This window comes from Streptomyces sp. NPDC085944, assembly GCF_040686295.1.
In the GTDB taxonomy this organism is placed as follows: Bacteria; Actinomycetota; Actinomycetes; order Streptomycetales; family Streptomycetaceae; genus Streptomyces; species Streptomyces salinarius.
Map to the genome: position 1 here is coordinate 132,879 of NZ_JBFBJX010000002.1, position 26,126 is coordinate 159,004.

At 72.5% G+C, this 26,126-nt stretch carries 24 protein-coding genes and 1 riboswitch; of the genes, 13 read left to right on the plus strand and 11 right to left on the minus strand.

Going from position 1 to position 26,126, the window contains the following annotated elements:
• Together AB0P07_RS04335 and bioB are read right to left on the minus strand one after the other, a co-directional pair.
• The gene (locus AB0P07_RS04335; RefSeq protein WP_365544895.1) at positions 1-1,287 is read right to left on the minus strand and encodes an adenosylmethionine--8-amino-7-oxononanoate transaminase; all 1,287 of its coding nucleotides are present in this window, start codon (positions 1,285-1,287) and stop codon (positions 1-3) included.
• A complete protein-coding gene (bioB, locus tag AB0P07_RS04340) occupies positions 1,280-2,575 on the minus strand; it encodes a biotin synthase BioB (protein ID WP_365544898.1) in 1,296 nt (431 codons plus the stop codon). The genes AB0P07_RS04335 and bioB overlap by 8 nt, the downstream gene beginning before the upstream one ends.
• A gap of 150 nt (positions 2,576-2,725) precedes the next feature.
• On the opposite strand from bioB, the gene AB0P07_RS04345 reads away from it, so the two are divergent.
• A complete protein-coding gene (locus AB0P07_RS04345; protein ID WP_365544901.1) occupies positions 2,726-3,853 on the plus strand; it encodes an 8-amino-7-oxononanoate synthase in 1,128 nt (375 codons plus the stop codon).
• 42 nt (positions 3,854-3,895) lie between these two features.
• Here the strand turns inward: AB0P07_RS04345 and AB0P07_RS04350 are convergent, their stop codons facing one another.
• Both AB0P07_RS04350 and AB0P07_RS04355 read right to left on the minus strand, forming a co-directional pair.
• Positions 3,896-4,123 (minus strand): DUF397 domain-containing protein, encoded by a 228-nt coding sequence (locus AB0P07_RS04350; RefSeq protein ID WP_365544904.1) that lies wholly within the window; start codon positions 4,121-4,123, stop codon positions 3,896-3,898.
• Positions 4,124-4,144: 21 nt separating this feature from the next.
• The gene (locus AB0P07_RS04355; RefSeq protein WP_365544907.1) at positions 4,145-5,005 is read right to left on the minus strand and encodes a helix-turn-helix transcriptional regulator; all 861 of its coding nucleotides are present in this window, start codon (positions 5,003-5,005) and stop codon (positions 4,145-4,147) included.
• A 216-nt stretch (positions 5,006-5,221) separates the two neighbouring features.
• On the opposite strand from AB0P07_RS04355, the gene AB0P07_RS04360 reads away from it, so the two are divergent.
• A complete protein-coding gene (locus AB0P07_RS04360) occupies positions 5,222-5,713 on the plus strand; it encodes an ATP-binding protein (protein ID WP_365544910.1) in 492 nt (163 codons plus the stop codon).
• Here the strand turns inward: AB0P07_RS04360 and AB0P07_RS04365 are convergent.
• On the minus strand, positions 5,706-6,179 hold the full coding sequence (locus AB0P07_RS04365; RefSeq protein WP_365544912.1) for a C40 family peptidase: 474 nt from the start codon (positions 6,177-6,179) through the stop codon (positions 5,706-5,708). The two genes, AB0P07_RS04360 and AB0P07_RS04365, sit on opposite strands and share 8 nt — an antisense overlap.
• A gap of 3 nt (positions 6,180-6,182) precedes the next feature.
• Positions 6,183-6,325, minus strand: a riboswitch (cyclic di-AMP (ydaO/yuaA leader).
• Positions 6,326-6,968: 643 nt separating this feature from the next.
• Here AB0P07_RS04365 and AB0P07_RS04370 point away from each other — a divergent pair.
• The 7 genes from AB0P07_RS04370 to AB0P07_RS04400 all read left to right on the plus strand — a co-directional run bounded on the left by AB0P07_RS04370 (position 6,969) and on the right by AB0P07_RS04400 (position 13,362).
• Positions 6,969-7,271, plus strand: a complete 303-nt coding sequence (locus AB0P07_RS04370; protein WP_365544915.1) for an urease subunit gamma — start codon at positions 6,969-6,971, stop codon at positions 7,269-7,271.
• Positions 7,272-7,285: 14 nt separating this feature from the next.
• The gene (locus tag AB0P07_RS04375; RefSeq protein ID WP_365544918.1) at positions 7,286-7,597 is read left to right on the plus strand and encodes an urease subunit beta; all 312 of its coding nucleotides are present in this window, start codon (positions 7,286-7,288) and stop codon (positions 7,595-7,597) included.
• On the plus strand, positions 7,590-9,311 hold the full coding sequence (locus AB0P07_RS04380; RefSeq protein ID WP_365544921.1) for an urease subunit alpha: 1,722 nt from the start codon (positions 7,590-7,592) through the stop codon (positions 9,309-9,311). The genes AB0P07_RS04375 and AB0P07_RS04380 overlap by 8 nt, the downstream gene beginning before the upstream one ends.
• Positions 9,312-9,319: 8 nt before the next feature.
• The gene (locus tag AB0P07_RS04385; RefSeq protein WP_365544924.1) at positions 9,320-9,994 is read left to right on the plus strand and encodes an urease accessory UreF family protein; all 675 of its coding nucleotides are present in this window, start codon (positions 9,320-9,322) and stop codon (positions 9,992-9,994) included.
• A 168-nt stretch (positions 9,995-10,162) separates the two neighbouring features.
• Positions 10,163-10,840 carry an urease accessory protein UreG gene (gene ureG, locus AB0P07_RS04390; RefSeq protein WP_365544927.1) on the plus strand — a complete coding sequence of 226 codons (678 nt, stop codon included), beginning with the start codon at positions 10,163-10,165 and terminating at the stop codon, positions 10,838-10,840.
• Entirely contained in the window at positions 10,837-11,604 is a 768-nt protein-coding gene (locus tag AB0P07_RS04395; protein ID WP_365545842.1) for an urease accessory protein UreD, read from the plus strand. The genes ureG and AB0P07_RS04395 overlap by 4 nt, the downstream gene beginning before the upstream one ends.
• 138 nt (positions 11,605-11,742) lie before the next feature.
• The gene (locus tag AB0P07_RS04400; protein ID WP_365544930.1) at positions 11,743-13,362 is read left to right on the plus strand and encodes an alpha/beta hydrolase; all 1,620 of its coding nucleotides are present in this window, start codon (positions 11,743-11,745) and stop codon (positions 13,360-13,362) included.
• A 63-nt stretch (positions 13,363-13,425) separates the two neighbouring features.
• On the opposite strand, the gene AB0P07_RS04405 is transcribed toward AB0P07_RS04400, so the two are convergent.
• Positions 13,426-14,451 carry an NAD(P)-dependent oxidoreductase gene (locus AB0P07_RS04405; RefSeq protein WP_365544932.1) on the minus strand — a complete coding sequence of 342 codons (1,026 nt, stop codon included), beginning with the start codon at positions 14,449-14,451 and terminating at the stop codon, positions 13,426-13,428.
• Positions 14,452-14,532: 81 nt separating this feature from the next.
• On the minus strand, positions 14,533-15,255 hold the full coding sequence (locus AB0P07_RS04410; protein WP_102927885.1) for a lysophospholipid acyltransferase family protein: 723 nt from the start codon (positions 15,253-15,255) through the stop codon (positions 14,533-14,535).
• A gap of 214 nt (positions 15,256-15,469) precedes the next feature.
• Here AB0P07_RS04410 and AB0P07_RS04415 point away from each other — a divergent pair, with 214 nt between their 5' ends.
• The gene (locus tag AB0P07_RS04415; protein WP_365544935.1) at positions 15,470-16,894 is read left to right on the plus strand and encodes a helix-turn-helix transcriptional regulator; all 1,425 of its coding nucleotides are present in this window, start codon (positions 15,470-15,472) and stop codon (positions 16,892-16,894) included.
• Positions 16,895-17,153: 259 nt separating this feature from the next.
• Positions 17,154-20,354, plus strand: coding sequence for a M28 family peptidase (locus tag AB0P07_RS04420; protein ID WP_365544938.1), 3,201 nt, complete (start codon positions 17,154-17,156; stop codon positions 20,352-20,354).
• A gap of 101 nt (positions 20,355-20,455) precedes the next feature.
• Here the strand turns inward: AB0P07_RS04420 and AB0P07_RS04425 are convergent, their stop codons facing one another.
• On the minus strand, positions 20,456-21,970 hold the full coding sequence (locus AB0P07_RS04425) for an MFS transporter (RefSeq protein WP_365544941.1): 1,515 nt from the start codon (positions 21,968-21,970) through the stop codon (positions 20,456-20,458).
• A gap of 141 nt (positions 21,971-22,111) precedes the next feature.
• Between AB0P07_RS04425 and AB0P07_RS04430 the strand changes: the two genes are divergently transcribed.
• Complete coding sequence (locus tag AB0P07_RS04430; RefSeq protein ID WP_365544944.1) at positions 22,112-22,570, plus strand: RpiB/LacA/LacB family sugar-phosphate isomerase; 459 nt, start codon at positions 22,112-22,114, stop codon at positions 22,568-22,570.
• 15 nt (positions 22,571-22,585) lie between these two features.
• On the opposite strand, the gene rocD is transcribed toward AB0P07_RS04430, so the two are convergent.
• From rocD to AB0P07_RS04445, 3 genes are all read right to left on the minus strand, one after another.
• Positions 22,586-23,812: an ornithine--oxo-acid transaminase gene (gene rocD / locus AB0P07_RS04435; RefSeq protein WP_365544947.1), complete on the minus strand. Its 1,227-nt coding sequence runs from the start codon at positions 23,810-23,812 to the stop codon at positions 22,586-22,588.
• Positions 23,809-24,657 carry a dimethylargininase gene (ddaH, locus tag AB0P07_RS04440; protein WP_365544950.1) on the minus strand — a complete coding sequence of 283 codons (849 nt, stop codon included), beginning with the start codon at positions 24,655-24,657 and terminating at the stop codon, positions 23,809-23,811. Before ddaH ends, rocD begins: the two co-directional genes overlap by 4 nt.
• 125 nt (positions 24,658-24,782) lie before the next feature.
• The gene (locus AB0P07_RS04445; RefSeq protein ID WP_365544953.1) at positions 24,783-25,286 is read right to left on the minus strand and encodes an Lrp/AsnC family transcriptional regulator; all 504 of its coding nucleotides are present in this window, start codon (positions 25,284-25,286) and stop codon (positions 24,783-24,785) included.
• 77 nt (positions 25,287-25,363) lie between these two features.
• Between AB0P07_RS04445 and AB0P07_RS04450 the strand changes: the two genes are divergently transcribed.
• Positions 25,364-26,125, plus strand: a complete 762-nt coding sequence (locus tag AB0P07_RS04450; RefSeq protein WP_365544956.1) for a LytTR family DNA-binding domain-containing protein — start codon at positions 25,364-25,366, stop codon at positions 26,123-26,125.
• Position 26,126: the final 1 nt, after the last annotated feature.

A 26,126-nucleotide genomic window follows, 5' to 3' on the forward strand; every position in this document is an offset into this window, starting at 1 on the left:
TCATCCCTCCCGAGCCGCCGCGCACACCGCGCGGGCGATCCGTGCCACGTCCGCGTCGCCCGTGACGTACGGCGGCATCGTGTAGACCAGGTCGCGGAACGGACGCAGCCACACGCCCTCCCGTACGGCCGCCGCCGTCGCCGCCCGCATGTCGACGTCGTGGTCCAGCTGCACCACCCCGATCGCGCCGAGTACGCGTACGTCCCGCACCCCCGGCAGCTCGGCGGCGGGCGCGAGTCCTTCGCCCAGGCCCGCCTCGATCCGCTTGACCTCGGCGAGCCAGTCCTGCCCGAGCAGCAGGCCGATCGACGCGCACGCCACGGCCGCCGCCAGCGGATTGCCCATGAACGTCGGCCCGTGGGCCAGCACCGGCACTTCGCCCCGCGAGATGCCCTCGGCCACCCGCGACGTGCACAGCGTGGCCGCCATGGTCAGATATCCGCCGGTCAGCGCCTTGCCCACGCACATCACGTCCGGCGTCACCGCCGCGTGCTCCGCCGCGAACAGCGCGCCCGTCCGGCCGAAGCCCGTCGCGATCTCGTCGAACACCAGCAGTACGTCGTGCGCGTCGCACGCCTCGCGCAGCACCCGCAGGTATGCGGGGGAGTGGAACCGCATCCCCCCGGCGCCCTGCACCACCGGCTCCACGATCACCGCGGCCAGTTCGCCGGCGTGCCGCTCGATCAGCGACCGCAGGTGGTCGGCGTACGTCTCCTCGTACTCAGCCGGGGGCGCGTCGGCGAAGACCTGGCGCGGCAGGACGCCGGACCAGAGCTCGTGCATGCCGCCCTCCGGATCGCACACCGACATGGGCTGCCAGGTGTCGCCGTGGTAGCCGCCGCGCCAGGTGAGCAGGCGGCGCTTGCCGGGGCGGCCGAGCGAACGCCAGTACTGCAGGCACATCTTGACGGCGACCTCGACCGACACCGACCCGGAGTCGGCGAGGAACACATGCTCCAGGCCCTCGGGTGACATGTCGACAAGGAGCTTCACCAGCCGCACGGCGGGCTCGTGGGTGAGCCCGCCGAACATCACGTGGCTCATCCGCTCCAACTGCTCCCGCGCGGCCTCGTTCAGCACCGGGTGGTTGTAGCCGTGGATCGCCGACCACCAGGACGACATCCCGTCGACCAGCTCCCCGGAGCCGTCGGCGGGCCGCAGCCGCACCCCGCTCGCCGACTCCACGACGAGCGGGTCCTGCCGGCCTGGCATGGGCCCGTACGGGTGCCAGACGTGCCGCCGGTCCAGCGCCAACAGCTCGGCGACGTTCAGCGCGGGCTCAGGCATTGGGCGCGAGGTCCGTCCCGGCGCCGCGGCGGCGGACCGCCACCAGGTCCGTACGGGGCTCCTCGGCGGGGCGGGCCGGCGCGGGCGTGGACGCGGACGCCGGAGCGCACACCCCACCGCCCGCGTGCGACCCGCAGCCGCCGGTACCGGCAGCCTCGCCGTCGGCGCCCGTGTGCGACCCGCAGCCGCCGCCGTCCTCGTGCGAGCCGCAGCCGCCGGCGTCCTCGTGCGAGCCGCAGCCGCCGGCGTCCTCGTGCGAGCCGCAGCCGTCGCCCCGCGCCGAGACCCGGTGCTCCGGCAGCGTGACCTCGCCGGCGCCCTCGACCTCGAAGCCGGCGTCCGCGATCATCTCCAGGTCCGCGTGGCCCGCCTGGCCCTCACTGGTGAGGTAGTCGCCGAGGAAGATCGAGTTGGCCAGGTGCAGGGCGAGCGGCTGCATCGCGCGCAGATGGACCTCGCGCCCCCCGGCGATGCGCACCTCGACGTCCGGGCAGACGAATCGCGTCATCGCCAGGATGCGCAGGCACCGCTGCGGGGTGAGGTGCCACTCCTTGGCCAGCGGCGTGCCCTCCATCGGGATCAGGAAGTTGACCGGCACCGAGTCCGGGTCCAGCTCGCGCAGCGAGAAGACCACGTCGACGAGGTCCTCGTCGCTCTCCCCCATGCCCGCGATGAGACCGGAACAGGCGGACAGACCGGCCGCGTGCGCCTTGTTCACCGTGTCCACCCGGTCGGCGTACGTGTGGGTCGTGGTGATGTCGCCGTAGGTCGCCTCGGAGGTGTTGAGGTTGTGGTTGTAGGCGTCGGCACCCGCCTCCCGCAGCCGCTCCGCCTGGCCGTCGGAGAGCAGGCCCAGGCAGGCGCACACCTCGACGTCCTCGTGTCGCCCCTTGATGGCCTTGATGGTGTCGGAGACCCGGTCCACGTCCCGGTCGGTCGGACCGCGTCCGCTGGCCACCAGGCACACCCGCTTGGCGCCCCCGGACACCCCCGCCGCGGCGGCCGCGGAGGCCTGGTCGGGCTTGAGCCAGGTGTACTTGAGGATCTCGGCCCTGGAGCCCAGCCGCTGTGAGCAGTAGGAGCAGTCCTCGGGGCACAGGCCCGACTTGAGGTTGACGAGATAGTTGAGTTTCACCCGTCGGCCGAACCAGTGACGGCGCACCTTTCCGGCCGCGGCCACCACGTCGAGCACGTCGTCGTCGGAAGTGGCGAGGACGGCGAGCGCCTCCTCGCGGGTCGGCGACTCGCGCCGAAGCCCCTTGTCCACCAGCGTGTTCAGCAGGTCCATGAGAGCCGATCCTGTCCTAAGGGGCCGTCCGCGGCCAAGGAGACTTCGCACAACACTGACAGATCGACGTGTGGGTATTGCCACACCTCGCGGGGGTGGCCGGACCGCTAATGTCTGTTCATTGCCTACAAAACCCCGGAGGACCGCCCCATGGCGTTCGGCTGGATCGACGAGCAGGACCGGGCGCGCCGCGAGGCGGGCCTCGTACGGGTGCTGCGGCCCCGCCCGGCGGCCTCGCCGCTGCTGGATCTGGCGAGCAACGACTACCTGGGACTGGCCCGGCACCCGGAGGTCGTCGAAGGGGCGGTCCGGGCCGCGCGGACCTGGGGCGGCGGCGCGACCGGCTCACGGCTCGTCACCGGCACGACCCGACTGCACACCGAACTTGAGCGCGAACTGGCCGAGTTCTGCGGGTTCGAGGCCGCGCTCGTCCTCTCCTCCGGCTACGCGGCCAACCTCGCCGCGGTCACCGCGCTCGCACCGCACGGCAGTCTCGTCGTCTCCGACGCGGGCAACCACGCCTCGCTGATCGACGGTTGCCGGCTCGCCAGAGGCGCCACCCAGGTCGTGGGGCACGCCGACCCGGACGCCGTGCGCAAGGCGCTGGCGACGCACGACGGACCCGCCGTCGTCGTCTCCGACACGGTCTTCTCGGTCGACGGCGACGCCGCGCCCCTGGCCGCGCTCGCCGGGGCGTGCCGGGAGTACGGCGCCGGACTGGTCGTCGACGACGCCCACGGCCTCGGCGTCCTCGGTGACGGCGGCCGGGGCGCCCCGCAGGGGGCGGGGCTCGCGGGCCGCGGCGACGTCGTCGTGACGGTCACGCTGTCCAAGTCCCTCGGCGCCCAGGGCGGCGCCGTGCTGGGCCCGGCCCGCGTGATCGACCACCTGGTCAACGCCGCCCGCACGTTCATCTTCGACACCGGACTCGCCCCCGCCGCGGCCGGAGCGGCCCTGGCGGCTCTCAGGCTGCTCGGCCGCGAGCCGGAGCGCGCGGCGCGGGCCCGCGCCGTCGCCGCCGAACTGCACGCACGCCTGACCGCCGCGGGTCTGGACGCGGTACGTCCGGACGCCGCGGTCGTCTCGGTGCGCGCGCCCTCCCCGGAGGGGGCCGTGCGATGGGCGGCCGACTGCCGTGCGGCCGGACTGTCCGTGGGCTGCTTCCGCCCTCCTTCCGTGCCCGACGGAATCTCACGGCTCAGGCTGACCGCTCGGGGGGACCTCTCCGGGGAACAGGTCGAACGCGCTGTGCGGGTGATCGGCGAAACGCGGCCATGAGTCGGCGTGACACGGCCGTGCGTCGTCCGGCGCCCGGCGTGGTCAGCCGCGGACGCCCGCGGTGAACGCCGTCCAGCTCCCGGGGGAGAAGAGCAGGGCGGGTCCGGCCGGGTTCTTGGAGTCGCGCACGGCGAGCAGTCCGGCCCGCGGGCCGACCGACGGACGGGCCGTCTCCACACAGTTGTTCGCTCCGGTGCTGTAGCTGCTGCGCAGCCACCGGACACCGGGCAGATCGGTGCTGACAGGGATGTTCCGGGGTCGTTCGGACATGAAGCCTGACATGGTGCCTCCTTACGCGCCTGCCGCGGTCGCGGCGATGAAGTCCAACGAGTCCTCGGGCGAAAGGGCATGGATCAGAAGGGCGTTGAAGGCCTCGGTATAGGCCTCTAGGTCTTCTTTCCGTTCGAGGTGCAGGCTACTCGTCAAGTGGTCGAGAACAACCACATCGAGATCAGAAGTGCTCGAAAATGAGAAGATTACGAAAGGGCCGGTGACACCGATGTGCGCCCCGGCGGCAAACGGCAGGACCTGGAGCCGGACATGGGGGAGCCGAGCGGCCTCGACCAGCCGGGTCAGTTGACGGGCCATCACCTCGGGCCCGCCCACCTCGCGGCGCAGCACCGCCTCGTCCAGGACCGCGCTCAGCTCCAACGGTGGCTGGGCCCGCAGCACGTCCTGCCGGGCCAGCCGGACCTCCACCAGCGTGTCCAGCCGTTCCTCCGGCAGTCCGTCCACCGCGGCCCGGGTCACCGCGCGGGCGTACTGAGGCGTCTGGAGCAGCCCGGGCACCACCGTGGTCTCCAGCGTGCGCATCGCGCTGGCCTGCGACTCCAGGCTGATGAAGTCGCGGTAGGTCGGGGGCAGTACCCCGCGGTAGGCGTGCCACCAGTGGTTGCGTCCCGCCGCGTCCTCGGAGCGCGCCAGCATCACCAGCAGCCCCCGCAACTGCTCGTCGTCCACGCCGTAGACGTCCAGCAGCAACCGCACGTCGGCCGGTTTCGCCCCGCTCGTCCCCGTCTCGATCCGGCTGACCTTCGACTGGTGCCAGCCCACGAGCCGGGCCGCCTCGCCGCTGGTGATGCCCGCCGATGTGCGCAGGGCGCGCAGTTCCGCGCCCAGCTTCCGACGGCGCACCACGGGACCGTGCTGCATGGGACAACTCCCCTACTCCCTATGAGCCGCCCGAATACGCTCTGCCGTCGCAGAGTTCACCGCTTCGAGCGACAGATATATGCACATCTTGGTGGATCGCCGCCCTTCGCGAGCCTGGCAATGGCAGTCTGGCGGCGAAGCACCAGTCCGGGACCGTACTCGAACCGTCCACTCCGTGTCGGGCCCGCGGTGCCGTGAGAAAGGGACGACGTCGCCATGGCAGACCATCTGGAAGCATCCGTCACTCTGCCGAGCGATCCGGCCTCGGTGGCCGCCGCGCGGACCCATACGGTCGGCACGCTGGCGGAATGGGGGCTGCCCGCCGACGCCGACCTGTACGAGACCGTCCGGCTCATCGTCTCCGAACTGGCGACCAACGCGGTCCAGCACACACTGGGGCAGTCGCCCACCTTCACGGTCGACCTCGTCCTCGACCGCGACGAGCGGCTGCGCATCGGGGTCACCGACAGTCACCCGCGTTTCCCCAGGCGCCTGCCGGCCGCCGTCCAGCAGGACAACGGGCGGGGCATGGTGATCATCCGCTGGCTGACCGCCGAGTGCGGCGGCAAGCTGCGGGTCCGGCCCACGCGCGAGGGTGGCAAGACCGTCTCGATCGAACTGCCCTGGACGCCGCCGGGCGGGCCGAGCGCACCCGCGGGAGTGACGGCGGGGGAGAACGCCGCAACCCCCCGCGGGCGGGCTACTTGACCCGGCCGTACCAGACGCTTGACGTCCAGATCTTCTGCAGGCGCACCACGTCCCCGGTCTTAGGGGCGTGCCAGAGCTTGCCCTTCCCCGCGTAGATGCCGACGTGGTAGACGCTGCGACCCGAGTGGAAGAACACCAGATCTCCGGCCCTGCGGCTCTTGACGGAGACGCGGCGGGTCTTGTTGTACTGCTGGGCCGCGGTGCGCGGCAGCTTCTTGCCGGCCTTCTTGAACGAGTACAGGGTCAGGCCGGAACAGTCGAACCGGTAGGGGCCGGTGGCGCCCCAGCGGTACGGGGAACCCTTCTTCGAGGCCGCGACCTTGAGGGCTTTCGCCGCATGGCTCGCCGCGGCAGCCTCGGCGGCGACGCCGGGGACCACGACGGAGCCGCCCACGGCGGCGAGGGTGAGGGCCGAGGCCGTACCGGCACGGGCCATCAGGGACGGGACACGATTGAGCGCGGACATGCGCAACCCTTCGTCAGCCGCCTGTGAAGGATGACCTGTCGGATTCGGGCTGGCGAAGTTGCCCGGCCGCACGAGTGCGGCTTCACCCCAAGGACCGCTCGGTCCGGTGCCCCTCGCGGAGGCGGCCGGGCCGGCGACCCGTCGTGCTCGGGTCCTCCACTCCTGCCGATCCACTTCCCTTGCGACCGGTCGTCCGGACGGCGGCAGGACTCGGCGTCCGCCCGGACCGCCCCGCCGCTGCGGCGAGGGCTTGTCGTCAGTCACGGATCTTGTCCCGCCCCGGGGGAAATTCCCAGCGGAACGTGCTCTTTGTGTTGTTACGTGCCGCTCATCCGTTCGGGTTGTCGCCCTCGGGTCCGGGAAGCCGTCGACCGCGGTGGCGGCGCCGGGACCAGCGGCGCAGTGGCGCAGCCCGCACGTCCGCAGGGCGGGCGCCGCAACTTCGGCCGGTGGCGAATCGGGTGTGTTCCTAGACCGATAGGGGGTACGCCTTTTGGTCCGTTTCAGACCGGTTCCCCGCGAGTCGTGGTCGGTGGAGCGGATGTGCGGGACGCCGCCGACCGAGAGTGGGCAGGCGGGAAACCGCCGACGGCATCGGTAATCACTCGGTCAAAACCGGGTGATGTGGCCGTAACACTCCAGCCCTAGTCTGCACCCTGATCCACCTGCGGTTTTCCGTGAACCGGTAGGTAAATTCCGACCTGTTCCTGTGTGTTACACCTAGAGCCGTCGCGGCAGCCGCGACAGCCGGACCGTCCGGTCCCGGCGTCATGCCCTGTGAGGTGGTAAATGCAACTGACCCCGCACGAGCAGGAGAGACTGCTCATCCATGTGGCCGCCGACGTGGCGGAGAAGCGCCGGGCACGAGGCGTGAAGCTCAACCACCCCGAGGTCGTCGCGCTGATCACCGCGCACATCCTCGAAGGCGCCCGGGACGGGCGCGGCGTCGGTGAACTCATGTCCTCCGGACGCAAGCTCGTCCAGCGCGACGAGGTCATGGAGGGCGTCCCCGAGATGATCCACGACGTGCAGGTCGAGGCCACCTTCCCCGACGGCACCAAGCTGGTCACCGTCCACGACCCGATCGTCTGACGGGGGCCGCAGTCGTGATCCCCGGAGAGATCCTGTTCGCGGACGAGCCGGTCACTTTCAACGAAGGCCGCGAAGTCACTCGCCTGACCGTGCTCAACACCGCCGACCGGCCCGTCCAGGTCGGCTCCCACTACCACTTCGGCGAGGTCAACCCCGGTCTCGAGTTCGACCGCGGCGCGGCGCACGGCAGGCGGCTGGACATCGCCGCCGGCACCGCCGTCCGGTTCGAGCCGGGCATCCCCGTCGACGTACGGCTGATCCCCCTCGCGGGGGCCCGCGTCGTCGTCGGTCTGCGCGGCGCGACCGGAGGTGCCCTCGATGCCTGAGCTGTCCCGCCCCGCCTACGCCGACCTGTTCGGCCCGACCACCGGCGACCGCATCCGCCTCGCCGACACCGACCTCCTCGTCGAGATCGAGGAGGACCGCTCGGGCGGCCCCGGCCGCTCCGGCGACGAAGCCGTCTTCGGCGGCGGCAAGGTCCTGCGCGAGTCCATGGGGCAGGCGCGCACCACCCGGGCCGAAGGCGCCCCCGACACGCTGATCACCGGAGCCGTGATCATCGACCACTGGGGGATCGTGAAGGCCGACATCGGCATCCGCGACGGCCGGATCACCGGCATCGGCAAGTCCGGCAACCCGGACACCATGGACGGCGTCCACCCCGACCTGGTCATCGGTCCCGAGACCGAGGTCGTCGCGGGCAACGGCAAGATCGTCACCGCGGGCGGCATCGACACCCACGTCCACTTCATCGCGCCGAACGCCGTCGACGAGGCCCTGGCGTCCGGCATCACCACGCTCATCGGCGGTGGCACGGGCCCGGCCGAGGGCAGCAAGGCGACCACCGTCACGCCCGGCGCCTGGCACCTCGCGCGGATGTTCGCCGCCCTGGAGTCCAGCCCCGTCAACATCGGCTTCCTCGGCAAGGGCAGCACCATGTCGAAGGAGTCCATGCGCGACCAACTGCGCGCCGGCGTCCTCGGCTTCAAGATCCATGAGGACTGGGGCGCGACCCCCGCCGCCATCTCCGCCTGCCTGGACGTGTGCGAGGAGTCCGGCGTCCAGCTCGCCGTCCACACCGACACCCTGAACGAGGCCGGCTTCGTCGGCGACACCTTCGACGCCGTCGCGGGCCGCACCCTGCACGCCTTCCACGTCGAGGGCGCCGGCGGCGGCCACGCACCTGACATGATCACGGCGGTGTCGCTGCCCAACATGCTGCCGGCGTCCACCAACCCCACCCGGCCGCACACCGTCAACACCGTCGAGGAACACCTCGACATGCTGATGGTCTGCCACCACCTGAACCCCGCCGTCCCCGAGGACCTGGCCTTCGCCGAGTCCCGGATCCGGCCCAGCACCATCGCGGCCGAGGACATCCTGCACGACATGGGGGCGATCTCCATCATGTCGTCCGACGCCCAGGCCATGGGGCGCATCGGCGAGGTGATCCTGCGGACCTGGCAGACCGCGCACGTGATGAAGCGCAGGCGCGGCCTCCTGCCCGGCGACACCCGCGCGGACAACCTCCGCGCCCGTCGCTATGTCGCCAAGTACACCATCAACCCCGCCGTCGCCCAGGGCATCGAGCACGAGGTCGGTTCCGTCGAGACCGGCAAGCTCGCCGACCTGGTGCTCTGGGACCCCCGCTTCTTCGGCGTGAAGCCGCAGCTCGTCATCAAGGGCGGTCAGATCGCGTACGCGCAGATGGGCGACGCGAACGCCTCCATTCCCACGCCGCAGCCGGTGCTGCCGCGCCCGATGTACGGGGCGCTCGGGACCGCTCCCGCCACCAACTCGGTCAACTTCGTCTCCGAGCAGGCCGTCGAGGACGGGCTGGCCGAGCGGCTCGGGCTCGGGCGGGCGTTCGTGCCCATCCGGTCGACGCGCGGCCGGACCAAGGCGGACATGCGGCGAAACGACGCGCTGCCCCGGGTGGAGGTCGCCGCGGACTCCTTCGCGGTGACCATCGACGGCGAACTCGTCGAGCCCGCTCCCGTCGCCGAGCTGCCGCTGGCCCAGCGGTACTTCCTCTTCTGAGCGCCGGAATGAGCCGCGCAGCACTGCTCGTCCTCGCGGACGGCCGTTTCCCCGCCGGGGGGCACGCCCACTCCGGCGGGGCGGAGGCCGCCGTCCGGGCGGGACGCGTCACCGACGCCGCGAGCCTGGAGGCGTTCTGCCGGGGGCGGTTGCACACGAACGGGGTCGTCGCGGCGTGCGTTGCGGCGGCCGCCGCCCTCGGGGCCGATCCCGGGGACCTCGACCGCGCCGTCGACGCCCGTACCCCGTCGCCCGCTCTGCGGGTGGCCGGGCGCAGGCTGGGGCGGCAGCTGATGCGGGCCGCCCGGGCGACCTGGCCGCGTCCCGAACTCGACGCCGTGGCCTCGCTGTTCCCCAAGGGCGCGCATCAACCCGTCGTGCTGGGACTGGCCGCGCGTGCGGCCGGTCTGGGGCCGCTCGACGCGGCGTTCTGCGCCCTCTACGAGGGGGCGAGCGGACCCGCGACGGCCGTCGTGCGGCTGCTCGGTCTCGATCCCTTCGACGCGACGGGGGTACTGGCGCGGCTCTCGGACGAGATGGACCGGGCGGCTCAGGAGGCCGTGGAGACGGGCGAGCGCGTCGTGACGGAGGGGGTCGACGCGCTGCCCGCGCGGTCCGCGCCGTTGCTGGAGATCGGGGCCGAGGCTCATGCCGCCTGGGCTGTGCGGTTGTTCGCCTCCTAGGTGGGGATTCGCCCCCGCCGCCCGTTCCCGATTCCGACCCGAAGGGGCTCGGCCTCTTCTACCCCGCCTGGGGGCCTTGCCCCCTGGACCCCCACTCGGCCTGGACGGCCTCGTCCTCAAACGCCGGACGGGCTGACACGGCCGATCCCGACTTCGACAGGAGCCGTTGTGCATCTTGACCATGACCACGCATTCCCCGCCGCCGTCTCCGCCGACGCCCGGCGGCCCGACGGGACCCGTCGGGCGCTGCGCATCGGGCTCGGCGGGCCCGTCGGGTCCGGGAAGACCGCCACCGTCGCCGCGCTGTGCCGGGCGCTGCGCCAGGAGTTGTCCCTCGCCGTGGTGACCAACGACATCTACACCCGGGAGGACGCCGAGTTCCTGCTCCGCGAGGCCGTACTGCCGCCCGAGCGGATCACCGCCGTGGAGACCGGCGCCTGCCCGCACACCGCGATCCGGGACGACATCTCCGCCAACCTGGAGGCCGTCGAGGACCTGGAGGACGAGGTCGGGCCGCTCGACCTGGTCCTGGTGGAGTCCGGCGGGGACAACCTCACCGCCACCTTCTCCAAGGGGCTCGTCGACGCGCAGGTGTTCGTGATCGACGTGGCGGGCGGCGACGACATCCCGCGCAAGGGCGGACCCGGAGTCGCCACCGCCGACCTGCTGATCGTCAACAAGACCGACCTGGCGCCGTACGTCGGTTCCGACCTCGGGCGGATGGCCGCGGACGCCAAGACGGTGCGCGGTGAACTGCCCGTCGTCCTCCAGTCGTTGCGGAGCGAGGACGGGGTGCGCGAGGTCGCCGACTGGGTGCGGGAGCGGATCGCCGCGTGGACCGCGTGACCACCGCGCCGGGCGGCGTCCGGGCGAGCGCACGCGTGCTCGCCCGCGGCGACGGGCGCGGCGGCACCGTACTGCCGGCGCTGGAGGGCGAAGGGCCCCTCGCCGTGCGCCGGACCCGGGGGAGCGGAGCCGAGGCCCGGGTGATGCTGGTCGGCGCGATGAGCGGACCGCTCGGCGGCGACCACTTCACGGTGGGGGTCCACGCGGAGCGCGGCGCCCGCCTGCGCGTGGGCTCGGCCGCCGCCACGCTCGCGCTGCCCGGGCAGGACAGGGCCGGGGCCCGCTACGACGTCCGGCTCACCGTCGACGACGACGCCGAGCTGTGCTGGCTGCCGGAGCAGTTGATCTCCGCCGGCGGCAGCGATCTGCACGTCACCACGTCCGTCGACCTCGCCGCCGGGGCACGGCTGCTGCTGCGCGAGGAGCAGGTGCTGGGGCGGGCCGGAGAGGAACCCGGCCGCCTCACCAGCCGTCTGACCATGCGGATCGACGGGAGCTGCGTCCTCGACCAGGAGCTGGCCTGCGGTCCCGGCGCGCCGGACGGTTGGGACGGACCGGCCGGGCTGGCGGGACACCGTGCCGTCGGCCAGCTGGTCGTCGTACGGCCGGAGTTCGGCGACGCACCACCGGCGGCGCGGGTGTTCGAGGACGGGGCGGCCGTCATGCCGCTCGGCGGGAGCGCCGCGCTGGTGACCGCCGTGGCACCGGACGGACTGCGGCTGCGGCGGCTGCTGGACGGGGCCCTGGCCGTGCTGGACCGGTGATCGCGTCGGCGAGTCCGTCGTTCGGACGCGTTTCTCCGTTTATCGGATTGGCAAAGAAGTAGCACTGGCTCTGTTCTCAGGAATCCCACAGCCGGGAAGATCCCCGTACTTGTCGCGAACACGTACGGGGAGGGCCACTTGAGCAAGAGCAGCATGCGGCGGAGGGCGACCGCCTTCGGCTCGGCCGGAGCGCTGGTCACCGCCACGCTGATAGCCGGCGCCGTCTCGGCGCCCGCCGCGAGCGCCGCCCCGGCCGACGGCCGTGGGCAGCCGCACGCACGAGGCTGGGACAAGGAGGCGCGCGGCGTCACCATCGCCGCCGCCCGCGCCGCCCGGGCCGGCGTCGACTGGAAGGACTGCGACGCCGATTGGAACCTGCCCAAGCCCATCCAGTGCGGCTACGTCACGGTGCCGCTGGACTACGCCAAGCCGTTCGGCAAGCAGATCAGGCTCGCCGTCGACCGCATCGGCAACACCGGGGGCAAGAGCGAGCGCCAGGGCGCGCTCGTCTACAACCCCGGCGGGCCCGGCGGCTCCGGCCTGCGGTTCCCGGCGCGTGTGACCGGCAGGAGCGCGGTGTGGGCGAACGCCGCCAAGGCCTACGACTTCGTCGGCTTCGACCCCCGCGGCGTCGGCCACTCCGCGCCCATCTCCTGCGCCGACCCGCAGGAGTTCGTAGGGGCGCCCAAGGCCGACCCCGTGCCCGGGTCCGAGGCGGACAAGCTCGCCCAGCGCAAGCTCGCCCGCGAGTACGCCGAGGGCTGCTTCGAGCGCAGCGGCGAGATGCTGCCGCACATGACCACGCCGAACACCGCCCGCGACCTCGACGTCATCCGCGCGGCCCTCGGCGAGAGGAAGCTCAACTACCTCGGTGTCTCCTACGGCACCTACCTCGGCGCCGTCTACGGCACGCTCTTCCCGGACCACGTCCGCCGCATGGTCGTCGACAGCGTCGTCAGCCCGTCCCGCGACAAGATCTGGTACCAGGCCAACCTGGACCAGGACGTCGCCTTCGAGGGCCGCTGGAAGGACTGGCAGGACTGGGTCGCCGCGAACGACGCCACCTACCACCTCGGCGACACCCGCGCCGAGGTCCAGGACCAGTGGCTGAAGCTGCGCGCCGCCGCCGCGAAGGAGCCGCTGGGCGGCGTCGTCGGACCGGCCGAGCTGATCTCCTTCTTCCAGAGCGCCCCGTACTACGACTCCGCCTGGGCACCGATCGCCGCGACCTTCGGCAAGTACGTCGCCGGTGACACCCAGGCCCTCGTCGACGCCGCCGCACCCGACCTGTCCGACACCGCGGGCAACGCCTCCGCGGAGAACGGCAACGCCGTCTACACGGCCGTCGAGTGCACCGACGCCAAGTGGCCCACCGACTGGAACACCTGGGACCGGGACAACACCCGCCTGCACCGCGACCACCCGTTCATGACCTGGGCCAACGCCTGGATGAACCTGCCGTGCGCCACCTGGCCGGTCAAGCAGCGGACCCCGCTGAACGTCAAGACCGGCAAGGGACTTCCGCCGGTGCTGATCGTCCAGTCCGAGCGGGACGCGGCCACCCCGTACGCGGGCGCCGTCGAACTGCACCAGCGGTTCAAGGGCTCGCGCCTGATCACCGAGCGGGACGCCGGGTCGCACGGCGTCACCGGGCTGGTCAACCCGTGCGTCAACGACCGTGTGGACACCTACCTGCTCACCGGCGAGCTGGACGCCCGTGACGTGACCTGCGCGCCGCACGCCACGCCCAAGCCGTAGCCCGGCCGGCGGACACGAAGGCAGGGGGCGACCGGTCCGACCGGTCGCCCCCTGCCCGTTGCGCTACCGTCCCCCGGCCCAGGCGTCCTCCGCCGCGTAGTCGAAGAGGTCGCCGTACGCCGCGAGCATCTTCGGGTACGCCTCCCGCCAGTCACGTCCGGCCAGCCGCTGCTCGATGAAGGCCACCGTCTCCGGCAGGGTGTCCGCGTACCGGGCCACCGGACGGTAGCCCAACTGCTCCCGGGCCGCGCTCATGTCGCACACCACCGGCGCGGGCACGCTCCACGGGGTGTCGCCCACGCCGTCCACCGGCGGGCCGTCCATCAGCACGTCCTCGGTCTCGACGCCCGTCACCGCGTCGATCGCCGCCGCGATCTCCGCCACCGTCGGGGCGTCCGGGTCCACCGCGTTCAGGACGCGCGTGCCGGGCCGCGAGGCGGCCAGCCGGATCAGCTCGGCGATGTTGCGCACGCCCGCCGGGTGGAAGCGGCTCGCACCGCCGTACGCGAGCACGCGCCGGCGCCTGCCGTCGAGGTTGCGCTTGACGAAGTACAGCTCGCGGGGCGTCCGGCAGTACGGCCCGTGGATCGCGCCGGCCCGCAGCAGCGTCACCGGCAACCGGTCGCCCGCCGCGAGGAGTTCTTGCTCCAACGCCGCCTTGCGGGTGCTGTACGTGGCGTCGCCCGGGCGGATCGTGCGCTGCGCCTCGGTGACCGGCACCGGGTACCGGGGGAAGCCGCCGGGCTCGGTCTGCGTGTCGAAGGTGCGGCCCTCGTCGTCCTCGTAGACCGACACGCTGGAGATCACCACCGCCGAGCCGACCCGGCCGGCGAGCGAGACCAACTGCCGTGCGTGCCCTTCCCCGTACGCCACCACGTCCACCAGGACGTCGCAACCCTCGCCCACGGCCGCCGACAGCGCCGCGTCGTCCTCCCGGTCGGCCGGCGCCACCCGCACCGCCCCGGGCCACCGCGCGTCCCGGTCGCCGCCGCGCGAGACGGCCGTCACCTCCCAGCCGTCCCGGGCCAGCGCGTCCACCGCCGCCCGCCCGATCTGTCCCGTCGCCCCGACCACCACCGCACGTGTCATACGGCGACCGTAGGCGTCCCGTCCCCGGCCGGCCACGTCTTCTGCCGAGGGCAGACGACGCAGACCCGGAAGACCCCGCGGCTAACGGCGCGGCAGCCTGGGGAACTTCCGCCCCTCGGCCGCCTTCCGGGCCTCCTCCGCCTTCACGTCCGCCGCGTAGCGGTCCACGTACTCCTGGCCGGACAGGGACAGGATGGCGTAGACGATCTCGTCGGTGACGGCGCGCAGCACGGCCTTCTCGCCCTCCATGCCGGCGTACCGGGAGAAGTCGAGGGGCTCGCCGAAGCGGATCACCACCGGGTGCAGCTTCGGGATCTTCCGGCCCGGCGGCTGCGCCTCGAAGGTGCCGATCATCGCGCACGGCACGACGGGCACCCCGGCCCGGAGCGCCATCACCGCGACGCCGACCTTGCCCTTGTACAGCCGGCCGTCGTGCGAGCGGGTGCCCTCCGGATAGATGCCGAGCAACTCGCCTCGGCCCAGCACACCGAGCCCCTCGCGGATCGCGGCCTGCCCCGCCTCCTTGCCGGAGCGGTCCACGGGAATCTGCCCGGCGCTGCGGAAGAAGAACGCGGTCAGCCTGCCCTTGAGGCCCGGCCCCGTGAAGTACTCGGCCTTGGCGAGGAAGGTGATGCGGCGCTTGAGCACCGCGGGCATCAGGAAGTGGTCCGAGAAGGAGAGGTGGTTGCCCGCGACGATGGCCGCCCCCGACCCCGGCACATGGTCCAGGCCCTCGATCCGGGGGCGGAAGACGACCCTCAGCAGCGGGCCCAGCAGGACGTACTTGAGCACGTAGTAGAACACGGTGTGTCTCCAGTTCTCCGGGCTCCCGGCCGGTCGTCCGCGACCGGTGATCGATCGTAGCCCGACCGCGCCGAAGCCGGCCGGGAGCGGTTCGGTCGCGCTTCGGTCAACTCGATTGACGCGGCACACCCCGTCCCCTGTGCTGTCGGGTGGCGGCATGCGCGAAGCCCGGGCGGTGCACGGCCCGGGCCGGGGCGCGACCGGGGGAGGACGGATGACCGGTGGATCGGCACGGGCGGCCGGGGCTTCCTGGGCGGAGTTCGGGCGGCGGCTGCGCACCCTGCGCAGGGCGGCCGGGCTCACCCAACTGCAACTCGGCCTGCGGGTGGGCTACCACCACTCGGCCGTCAGCAAGCTCGAGGCGGGCCTGCGCGAGCCGCCCGGGGAGCTGGTGCGCCGGCTCGACACGGTGCTGCAGACGGGCGGAGAGCTGGCCGCGATCGTCGCCGCGCCGCGCGAGGCGCCGCGGCGAGCCGGCCGGTCCCCGGCCGACCCGGCGCTGTTCGCGCCGCTGCCCGGCGCGGACACCCCCGTCGGGCAGGGGGCGCCGGACCCCCGGATGTGGCCCGCGCGGCTGCCCGCCGAGGGGCTGGTGTGCCCGCTGCACGGCACCGCCGGATGCGCGGTGCCCGATCCGGGCGAGTTGCCGGCGCTGCTCGACGGGCCGGGTCCGGCCGGCGGTCCGGCACCCGGGTGGCGCGTGGGCGCCGGAGCAGGGGTCGCCGAGGCGGAGCTGCTGCACGGCCTCACCGCGGTCCTGGCCTGTCTGATCCGCGAGGCGTTCGGGCACGAGGGCCGGGTGACGGCCGTGGAGGGACTGCTGCGGGCCCTGGCCCGCTGGGCCGACGAGGTAGACACCGCCGGCCGGCTGCCCTACGGCCAGTTGCGGCTCGGCGCGCAGTACGCCCAGGTCGCCGGCAGGCTGCGCATGGAGCGCGGGCAGCTCGGCGTCGCGATGGCCTGGTTCGGCCACGGACTGCGCTGGGCGGACGCCGTCCAGGACGCGCCCGCCCGCGCGACGCTGCTCAGCGACATGTGCACCCTGGTCCGGCTCGACGGAGCCCCCTCGCTGATGCTCGGCTACGCACAGGGCATCGGCGCCGTGGACGGGCGGCGCCGGTGGACGGCCACCCTGTCGCACCTGTACCAGGCGCGGGGCCACGCCCTGGCGGGCGACGCCGCGCAGTGCCGACGCCACATCGCCCTGGCCCGGCGGGGATTCGCCCGCCTCGACCGGCGGGACCACCTGGAGGCGCCGTGGATGGCCGGGGCCGAGGGCGCGATGCGGGTCGACTCGGCGGTCGGCGGAGCCCTGCGCGACCTCGCGGTGGCGACCGGGGACCGTACGGCGGCCCGGCGCGCGGTCGACGCCACCGCACGCTCGCGCGCGCAGGTGCCGCCCCAGATGCGCGGCGCCCGGCTGCTGCTCACCCTCCGCCTGGCGGACAGCTGGGCCTGCGCCGGCGATCCCGGGGCCGCCGTCGCCCTCGCCTCGGAGGTCCTGCCCGAGGCGGTGCGCTCACGCGAGTCGATGGTCAGCGCCGAACTGCGCGGACTGCACAGCCGGCTCACCGGGGAGTGGGCCGACCTGCCGGAGGTCCGGGAGTACCGGGAGCGGCTGCTGGCCGCGGGGGAGTGAGAGGCAGGGCGCCGGTTCCGCGAGGGCGGGGCCTGCCCCGCGCGCACCCGTACTTGCCGGAATTTGCCAGGTCTGGACCAAGCTCACGGAGCCGTTGATTCCGGTGCGGCGGGATGTGAGGGTTCCGCCAGCCCGCGACATGACATGCAACCGACAGTCGAACCGTCGACGGACGCGTCTCCGCACCCCAGGCTGCGCGTCCGGCGTGTCCTGGCCGGGCCGGCCCGCAAGGAGCCCCCCACTCTCACAAGGAGCCACGATGCTCAGACAGACCGCGGTGGCCGGGACAGTCCTGGCCATGACACTCGCAGGGGTGGTGGTACCGACCTCCCTCGCCTCGGCCTCGGAGCGGTCCGCGCCCTCCGCGGCGGAACCCACCCCCGTCGAGAGGGCCGTCGCCGCGGCCGACCAGGCCGTCCGCAGCGGCCTGGACGCCCTCGTCGCCGGCGGCCCCGACGAGCAGTACGACCGCCACCAGGTCACCCCCTGGGACGACAACCTCTTCTCGGTCGCCTACGAGCGCACCTACCACGGCCTGCCGGTGGTCGGCGGCGACGCCGTCGTCCTCGCCGACGGCAAGGGCAGGGTCCGCGCCGTCCAGTCCGCCGCCGAGGGCGCGACAGCCGTGCCCACCGAGGCCGGGATCGAGGCCGCGCAGGCGGTGAGAACCAGCCGCAAGCAGCTCGCCGAGGTCGACAAGGTCGACTCCAAGCGCTTGGTGGTCCGGGTCAAGGACGACGTCCAGACCCTCGCCTGGGAGACCGTGCTCGTCGGCAGCACCAAGGACCACGTGCCCAGCAGGCTGCACGTGTTCGTGGACGCCCGCACCGGCAAGGTCGTCGACACGTACGACGACGTGAAGGCCGGCACCGGCCGCAGCGAGTGGAACGGGCCGAACCCGCTGACCATCGACACCTCCCGCTCCGGCAGCCAGTACGCCCTGCGCGACACCACCCGCCCCGGCCTGCAGTGCTCGGACTACAACGGCGGCCTGTTCACCGGACCGGACGACGACTGGGGCACCGGCAACGCCTCCAGCCGCGAGACCGGCTGCGTCGACGTCATGTACGCGGCGCAGAAGGAGTCGGACATGCTCCGCGACTGGCTCGGCCGCAACGGCCACAACGGCAACGGCGGCAGCTGGCCCGCATCCGTCGGGCTCAACCAGCTGAACGCCTACTGGGACGGCTCACGGGTCACCATCGGCCACAACAGCGCCGGCAAGTGGATCGCCGGCATGGACGTGGTGGGCCACGAGTACGGTCACGGCCTGGACAGCTACACCCCCGGCGGCGCCAACCACGAGAGCGGCCTGGGCGAGGCCACCGGCGACATCATGGGCGCCCTCACCGAGGCCTACGCCAACCAGCCCTCCGGGTACGACACCCCCGACTACACCGTCGGCGAGGAGATCGACCTCCAGGGCCGCGGCCCGATCCGCAACATGTACAACCCCCAGCTGGTCAACAACGACCCCAACTGCTACTCCTCCGCCATCCCGCGCACCGAGGAGCACGCGGCGGCCGGGCCCATGAACCACTGGTTCTACCTCCTCGCCGAGGGCTCCAGCCCCGGCGGCGGCAAGCCCTCCAGCCCGACCTGCGACGGCAGCCGGGTCACCGGCATCGGCATCCAGAACGCCGGCAAGATCTTCTACGGCGGCATGCTGCTCAAGACCAGCGGCATGACCTACAAGCGGTACCGCACCGCCACCCTCACCGCGGCCAAGAACCTGGACGCGTCCTGCGACCTGTTCGACACCACCAAGGCGGCCTGGAACGCGATCGACATCCCGGCCCAGCCCGGTGACCCGACCTGCGCCCGGCAGGAGACCGACTTCTCGCTGGCCCTCATGCCGGCGAGCGGCAGCGCCGAGGCCGGCTCCGCGGTCGACGCCACCGTCAACACCACCACCGTCACCGGCAGCGCCCAGCAGGTGTCGCTGACCGCCACCGGCACCCCGCCCGGCGTGAGCGTCACCTTCAGCCCGTCGACGGTCACCTCCGGTTCCAGCTCAACGATGCGGGTCTCCACCACGTCCGGGACGGCCGCCGGGACCTACTCGATCACCGTCAAGGGCACGGCGGGCAGCAAGAACCACACCGCCCAGTACACCCTCACCGTCGGCGGCGGCAACCAGCCGGGCACGCCGCCCGACGTCGACGTCGCCCAGGTCCAGGCCCACCTCGCTCAGTTCGGCTCGATCGCCGCGCAGAACGGCGGCAACCGCCGCGCCACCGGCTCCGGATACGACGCCTCCCTCGCGTACGTGAAGGGCAGGCTGCAGGCGGCCGGCTACACCGTCACCGAGCAGACCTGCACCTCCGGCTGCTCCGCCGGCGCGGGCAACAACCTGATCGCGGAGTGGCCGAAGGGCGACGCGAACAGCGTCTACATGTTCGGCGCCCACCTCGACGGCGTGTCGGCGGGCCCGGGCATCAACGACAACGGCTCCGGTTCCGCCGCGCTCCTTCAGACGGCGCTCACCCTGGCCGAGCAGAACCCGACCATGGTCAACCGCGTCCGCTTCGCCTGGTGGACCGACGAGGAGCAGGGCCTGAACGGCTCCGACTTCTACGCCCGCACGCTCAGCTCCACCGAGCGCTCGCGGATCAAGGCGTACTACAACTTCGACATGGTCGCCTCCGTCAACGGCGGCTACTTCATCAACAACCTGACCTCCTCGGCCTCCGCCCCGATGCGGGAGTACTGGACCTCCCTCGGCCTCGCCCCGCAGGAGAACGTCGAGGGCCAGGGCCGCTCCGACGACTACTCGTTCCAGCAGGTCGGCATCGCCACCTCCGGATACGCCACCGGCGCCTCCGCGATCAAGTCGGCCACGGAGGCCGCCAAGTGGGGCGGCACCGCGGGCCGGTCCTACGACCCGTGCTACCACAGCGCCTGCGACACCACCTCCAACATCAACGCCACCGCGCTGAACCGCAGCGCCGACGGCATCGCGTACACGATCTGGCAGACCGCCGTGGGGGACGCACCCGACCCGCAGGACGACTTCTCCCTCTCCGCCAACCCGTCCTCGGGCAGGGTCCAGCCGGGCAACTCCGCGAGCGTCACCGTGAACACCGCCACGACCAGCGGTGACGCGCAGAACGTCCGGTTGTCGGCCTCCGGCGCGCCGACCGGCGTGAGCGTGACCTTCACCCCGGACTCGGTCACCTCCGGCCAGTCCTCGACCGCCACCGTCCGGGTCGGCGCGGGCACGGCCGCCGGCACGTACACCCTGACCCTCACGGGCACGGGCGCCGTCACCCACACCACCACGTACACCCTCGTCGTCTCCGGCGACGGAGGCGGTGAGACCACGTGGCAGCTGGGCGCCACCTACGCGGCCGGCGACGTGGTCGCCTACGACGGCGTCAGCTACCGGTGCATCCAGGGCCACACCGCCTACCCCGGCTGGGAGCCGCCGAACGTTCCCGCGCTCTGGCAGCGCCTGTGACACCCGGCTGAGCGGCGACGGACACGCCTGACACGCCGAGGGGCGGCGGGGTTCGCACAGAACCCCGCCGCCCCTTCCGGCGCGTGCCCGCGCCCCGGGCGTCAGAACTTCGGCGTCGGCGCTTGCGCCTCGACGATCTTCGCGGCCTCCTCCTCGGTCCCCACCGACGGAGGCGAGCCCGCCAGCGGCTTCTGGGCCGTCTCCCGCATGCAGGCCACGGCCACGACACCGATCAGGGCCGCCGCCATCGAGTAGTAGGCCGGCATCATCTCGGAGCCGGTCACGCTGATCAGGGCGGTGATCACCAGCGGCGTGGTGCCGCCGAACAAGGACGCCGACAGGTTGTAGCCGACCGACAGGGACCCGTAGCGGACGCTGGTCGGGAACATCGCCGGGAGGGCCGCCGACATCGTGCCCAGCAGACAGACCAGCGACAGGCCGAGCATCAGCATGCCGCCCGAGACGGCGAGCAGACTGCCCTCCCGCACCAGCACGAAGGCCGGGGCGGACAGCACGAAGAACCCGATCATGCCGGTCATCAGGACGGGCTTGCGGCCGAAGTGGTCCGACAGCCGGCCCACCTGGTTGATGATCAGCATCAGCAGCACCATCGTCGCCACCAGGATCATCAGCCCGTGGCTCTCGCTGTAGTCCAGCTCGTCCGACAGGTACGTCGGCATGTACGACAGCAGCATGTAGTCGGTGATGTTGTAGGCGCCGACCAGCGCGATGCACAGCACCAGCGACCGCCAGTGGGTGCGGAAGATCTTGGCGAGGTCGCCCCGCGCGGTGGTCTCCACCGCGTTCGCCGCCTCCGAGACGTGGACGCTGGAGTCCTCCAGCTTCAGGAACGCGGGCGTGTCGTCCAGCCTCAGCCGCAGATAGATACCCACGATGCCGAGCGGCGCCGCGACGAGGAAGGGGATCCGCCAGCCCCACGCGTCCATGGTGTCGCTGCCCAGCCCCGCCGTCAGGGCGGTCACGAGGCTCGCGGCACCGGTGTACCCGGCCAGCGTGCCCAGCTCCAGGAAGCTGCCGAAGAAACCGCGCCGCTTGTCCGGCGCGTACTCCGCGATGAAGGTGGACGCGCCGCCGTACTCACCGCCCGTGGAGAAGCCCTGGAGCAGGCGGAAGAGGATCAGCAGCAGCGGCGACCAGAAGCCGATCGAGTCGTAGCTGGGGATGAGCCCGATGGCGGCGGTGCCGATCGCCATGAGGATCATCGTGAGCGCGAGCACCTTCTTGCGGCCGATCCTGTCGCCCATCGGTCCGAAGACCATGCCGCCGATCGGACGCACCAGGAACGCCACGGCGAACGTGGCGAACGAGGAGAGCAGCTGCGCCGTGTCGCTCCCGGACGGGAAGAAGACACGGCCGATGGTGCCCGCGAGATAGGCGTAGATGCCGAAGTCGAACCACTCCATGGCATTGCCGAGAGAGGCCGCCTTGACGGCACGCTTGACCGCGGCCTCGTCCGTGACGGTGATGTCGGACCGGCGCAGTCGGGGGTTCTTCCGCCGCTTGATCGCCCGGAACAGGGCGGGGTGGCGGCGCACCGCCGCGACGTCGGTCTCTGGGCCGTTCTCGGTGGGGGACGTGGCGGCCTCCCTTTCCACGCGCAGACACCCCGGGCGGAGTGCTGCTCGGTCGTACGTGTCTCAGCTCGTACCCGTTCCCCCGATCATGCTGGGTATGGTCGTGACTTCGGTCATGTGACTGGGCCGATGAGGTGAGCGGCCGGTGAGTACGCTTCGCCCATGCGTATCTCCGTCTCCTCCGACATGGACGAACCCGTCGCCCGGCTCCTCGTCGAGGAACTGCGCGCACGCGGCCACGACGTGCACGCTCACGGCGCGCTGAGCCCCGGCGCGGACGCGCGGTGGGCCGTCTGCTCCGAGCGGGCGGCCCGCGACGTCGCCGAGGGACGGGCCGACCAGGCCGTGGTGTGCTGCTGGACCGGCACCGGCGCCTCCATCGCCGCCAACAAGGTCCCGGGCGTCCGCGCGGCCCTGTGCGCCGACGGGTACACCGCGGACGGGGCCCGCCGCTGGAACGACGCCAACGTGCTCGCGCTGAGCCTGCGGCTGACCTCCGGGCCGCTGCTGCGGGAGATCCTCGACGCCTGGTTCGCGGGCGGGCCGGGCCAGGACGCCGAGGACCGGGACAACGTCACGCACGTGGAGCGGCTCGACCAAGGACGCCGAGCCGCTCGGTGAACCCCGGCCGGCCGGTCAGGAGGAGGTCAGGACCTTCTCCAGCGTCCCGAGGGCGCCCGCCAGCTCGTCGGCCGTGACGGTCAGCGGCGGGGCCAGCCGGATCGTCGAGCCGTGGGTGTCCTTGACCAGGATGCCCTCGCGCATCAGCCGCTCGCTCACCTCGCGCCCGGTGCCCAGCACCGGGTCCACGTCGACGCCCGCCCACAGGCCCCGGGCCCGGAAACCGACGACGCCCTTGCCGACCAGGGCGGCCAGGCCCTCGCGCAGCACCGCGCCCAGCTCGGCCGCCCGGCGCTGGAACTCGCCGGTCTCCAGCAGCTCCACCACCGCCGTGCCCACCGCGGCGGCCAGCGGATTGCCGCCGAACGTCGAACCGTGCTCGCCCGGGTGCAGCACCCCCAGCACCTCACGCCGGCCCACGACCGCCGACACCGGGACGATGCCGCCGCCCAGCGCCTTGCCGAGCAGCACCACGTCCGGCACCACCGACTCGTGCTCGACGGCCAGGGTGTGGCCCGTGCGGCCCAGACCCGACTGGATCTCGTCGGCGACGAACAGGCAGCCCCTGCGGCGGGTCAGCTCCCGCACGCCCGTCAGATAGCCGTCGTCCGGGATCAGCACGCCCGCCTCGCCCTGGATCGGCTCGATCAGCACGGCCGCCGTCGTCTCGTCGACCGCCGCCTCCATCGCCGCGAGGTCGTTGTACGGCACGATCCGGAAACCGGGGGTGAACGGGCCGAAGCCCGAGCGGGCCGTCTCGTCGGTGGAGAAGCTGACGATCGTCGTCGTACGGCCGTGGAAGTTGTCCGCGGCGACCACGATCGTCGCCCGGTCGGCCGGGACGCCCTTGACGTCGTAGGCCCACTTGCGGGCCACCTTGATGCCGCTCTCCACGGCCTCCGCGCCGGTGTTCATCGGCAGCACCATGTCCGTGCCGGTCAGCGCGGCCAGCCGTTCGGCGAAGCCCGCGAGCCGGTCGTTGTGGAAGGCGCGGGAGGTGAGGGTGAGCCGGTCCAGCTGGCGGTGGGCGGCATCGATCAGGGCCGGGTGGCGGTGGCCGAAGTTGAGCGCGGAGTAGCCGGCCAGCATGTCCAGGTAGCGGCGGCCCTCCACGTCCTCCACCCAGGCACCCTCCGCTCGCGCGACCACGACGGGCAGCGGGTGGTAGTTGTGCGCGAGGACGGGCTCCTCGGCGCGGATCAGTTCCTCGGAGCCGCGGCCGGCGCGGGTGGGTGCGGTCATGAGTGGGTCTCCCGGATCTCCTGGGTGCAGCACTTGATGCCGCCACCGGCCTTGTGGAACTCGGACAGGTCGACGGGCACGGGCACGTAGCCGCGGCCGGCGAGCCGGTCGGCCAGTTCCCGGGCCGCGGGGGCGATGAACACGTTCCGTCCGTCGGACACGGAGTTGAGCCCGAACGCCATCGCGTCCTCGCGGGTGGCGAGCACCGCGTCCGGGTACAGCCTCTCCAGCACCTCGCGGCTGCCGGGCGAGAACGCGCCCGGGTAGTAGGCGACGTTCCCGCCGTCGCCCCCGCTCCCCCCTGTTCCGTCGTCGAGTACGAACAGTGCCGTGTCCAGGTGGTAGAAGTACGGGTCCACCAACGTCAGCGAGATCACCGGCACGCCGAAGAACTCCTGCACCTCGCGGTGCGCGTCCCGGGTCGTCCGGAACCCGGTGCCGGCCAGGATCCACCGGCCCGCCGGGACCAGGTCGCCCTCGCCCTCGCAGACCGACTCGGGATGGTGGACCTCGAAACCCTCCGTCTTGAACCACGCTTCGAAGGGCACGGACTCGGGACGCCGCTCGGGCGCGTGGAAGAGGGAGCCGAAGACCCGGCCCCCGACCACCACCGCGCAGTTGGCGGCGAAGACCATGTCGGGCAGGCCGGGGACCGGAGCGACGGTGTCCACGGTGTGGCCGTGGGCCCGGTAGGCGTCGACCAGTGCCTGCCACTGGTCGAGGGCGCGGATGACGTCGACGGGTCGGTCGGTGCTCATCCACGGGTTGATCGCGTACTGCACGGCGAAGTGTCCGGGTTCGCAGACGAGGAAGCGCCGCCGGCGCGGCACACGGGAGTCGGTCACAGAGGGGTACCTCCGCTTTTCACGGTGTGTGACGGGGTGTTGACACCACGGTAGGAAGTGAGGCCCGAGCCCGACAAGCGATGAAAGCTGCGTGTTCCCGCAGGATCGCTGCGTTCTCCGTCCGGTCAGCGCACGTCTGCTGCGCCGTCCGAAGCAAGCAGGGCCGCTCCCGCCTCCGGACTGTCCGGGATCAGGTGGGACAGCACCATCACACTGATCGTCTTGCGGATGAACGGCTCCGCACGAATCCGCTCCAGCACCTCCTCGAAGTGCTCCACGTCCCGCGCCCGCACGTGCAGCAGCGCGTCCGCGCCGCCGGTCACGGTCATCGCCGCGGTGATCTCCGGGTAGCCCCGCACGACCTCCGCGAGCCGCCGCGGCGGCGCCGCCCCCTCGCAGTACACCTCCACGTACGCCTCCGTGCGCCACCCCAGCGCGGAGGGCCGCACCGTCGCCGTGAACCCGGTGATCACGTCCGTCTCGCGCAGCCGGTCCACCCGGCGCTTGACCGCCGTCGAGGACAGTCCGATCTCCGCGCCGATCTCGGCGAAGGACGTCCTGGCGTTCTCCATCAGAGCGGTGACGATCTTCCGGTCGAGTTCGTCGAAGGAAGCGGGCCTGCTGTTCATGCGGGCACTGTATCCAGCGGATACGGCCACGTCGCAGACGTGTGCAGGCGCCCGGATCGCCCCTACACTCCACCTTCATGCTGCGCGCCCTGGCCGTCGACGACGAACGCCCCACCCTCGAGGAACTCGTGTACCTGCTGAACGCCGACCCCCGCATCGGCACCGCGGAGGGGGCGCGCGACGCGACCGAGGCGCTGCGCCGCATCAACCGGGCCCTGGAGTCCGGCCCCGACGGGCCCGACGCCATCGACGTCGTCTTCCTCGACATCCAGATGCCCGGCCTCGACGGACTGGACCTCGCCCGGCTGCTCACCGGGTTCGCCCGGCCACCGCTGGTCGTGTTCGTCACCGCGCACGAGGACTTCGCCGTCCAGGCCTTCGACCTCAAGGCCGTCGACTACGTGCTCAAACCGGTGCGCAGGGAGCGGCTGGCGGAAGCGGTCCGCCGGGCCGCCGAACGGCGCGGCACCGCCGCCGTGCCCACCCCGCGCATCCCCGTGCACGAACCAGACCCCGACCACATCACCGTCGAACTCGGCGGCGTCACCCGCTTCGTCCCCGTCGACGAGATCACCCACGTCGAGGCCCAGGGCGACTACGCCCGCCTTCACACCGACCGGGGCAGCCACCTCGTCCGCATCCCCCTGTCCACGCTGGAGGAGCGCTGGCGCGCCCGCGGCTTCGTCCGCATCCACCGCCGCCACCTCGTCGCCCTGCGCCACATCGGTGAACTGCGCCTGGACGCGGGCAGTGTCAGCGTCCTGGTCGGCGCCGAGGAACTGCAGGTCAGCCGGCGCCACGCCCGCGAACTGCGGGACCTGCTCATGCGGAGGCCGTGAG

Bases quoted from the DNA above. Each gene is read 5' to 3' on its own strand.
- AB0P07_RS04335 (WP_365544895.1), bottom strand. From the start codon at position 1,287: ATGCCTGAGCCCGCGCTGAACGTCGCCGAGCTGTTGGCGCTGGACCGG.
- bioB (WP_365544898.1), bottom strand. From the start codon at position 2,575: ATGGACCTGCTGAACACGCTGGTGGACAAGGGGCTTCGGCGCGAGTCG.
- AB0P07_RS04345 (WP_365544901.1), top strand. From the start codon at position 2,726: ATGGCGTTCGGCTGGATCGACGAGCAGGACCGGGCGCGCCGCGAGGCG.
- AB0P07_RS04350 (WP_365544904.1), bottom strand. From the start codon at position 4,123: ATGTCCGAACGACCCCGGAACATCCCTGTCAGCACCGATCTGCCCGGT.
- AB0P07_RS04355 (WP_365544907.1), bottom strand. From the start codon at position 5,005: ATGCAGCACGGTCCCGTGGTGCGCCGTCGGAAGCTGGGCGCGGAACTG.
- AB0P07_RS04360 (WP_365544910.1), top strand. From the start codon at position 5,222: ATGGCAGACCATCTGGAAGCATCCGTCACTCTGCCGAGCGATCCGGCC.
- AB0P07_RS04365 (WP_365544912.1), bottom strand. From the start codon at position 6,179: ATGTCCGCGCTCAATCGTGTCCCGTCCCTGATGGCCCGTGCCGGTACG.
- AB0P07_RS04370 (WP_365544915.1), top strand. From the start codon at position 6,969: ATGCAACTGACCCCGCACGAGCAGGAGAGACTGCTCATCCATGTGGCC.
- AB0P07_RS04380 (WP_365544921.1), top strand. From the start codon at position 7,590: ATGCCTGAGCTGTCCCGCCCCGCCTACGCCGACCTGTTCGGCCCGACC.
- AB0P07_RS04385 (WP_365544924.1), top strand. From the start codon at position 9,320: ATGAGCCGCGCAGCACTGCTCGTCCTCGCGGACGGCCGTTTCCCCGCC.
- AB0P07_RS04405 (WP_365544932.1), bottom strand. From the start codon at position 14,451: ATGACACGTGCGGTGGTGGTCGGGGCGACGGGACAGATCGGGCGGGCG.
- AB0P07_RS04415 (WP_365544935.1), top strand. From the start codon at position 15,470: ATGACCGGTGGATCGGCACGGGCGGCCGGGGCTTCCTGGGCGGAGTTC.
- AB0P07_RS04420 (WP_365544938.1), top strand. From the start codon at position 17,154: ATGCTCAGACAGACCGCGGTGGCCGGGACAGTCCTGGCCATGACACTC.
- AB0P07_RS04430 (WP_365544944.1), top strand. From the start codon at position 22,112: ATGCGTATCTCCGTCTCCTCCGACATGGACGAACCCGTCGCCCGGCTC.
- rocD (WP_365544947.1), bottom strand. From the start codon at position 23,812: ATGACCGCACCCACCCGCGCCGGCCGCGGCTCCGAGGAACTGATCCGC.
- AB0P07_RS04445 (WP_365544953.1), bottom strand. From the start codon at position 25,286: ATGAACAGCAGGCCCGCTTCCTTCGACGAACTCGACCGGAAGATCGTC.
- AB0P07_RS04450 (WP_365544956.1), top strand. From the start codon at position 25,364: ATGCTGCGCGCCCTGGCCGTCGACGACGAACGCCCCACCCTCGAGGAA.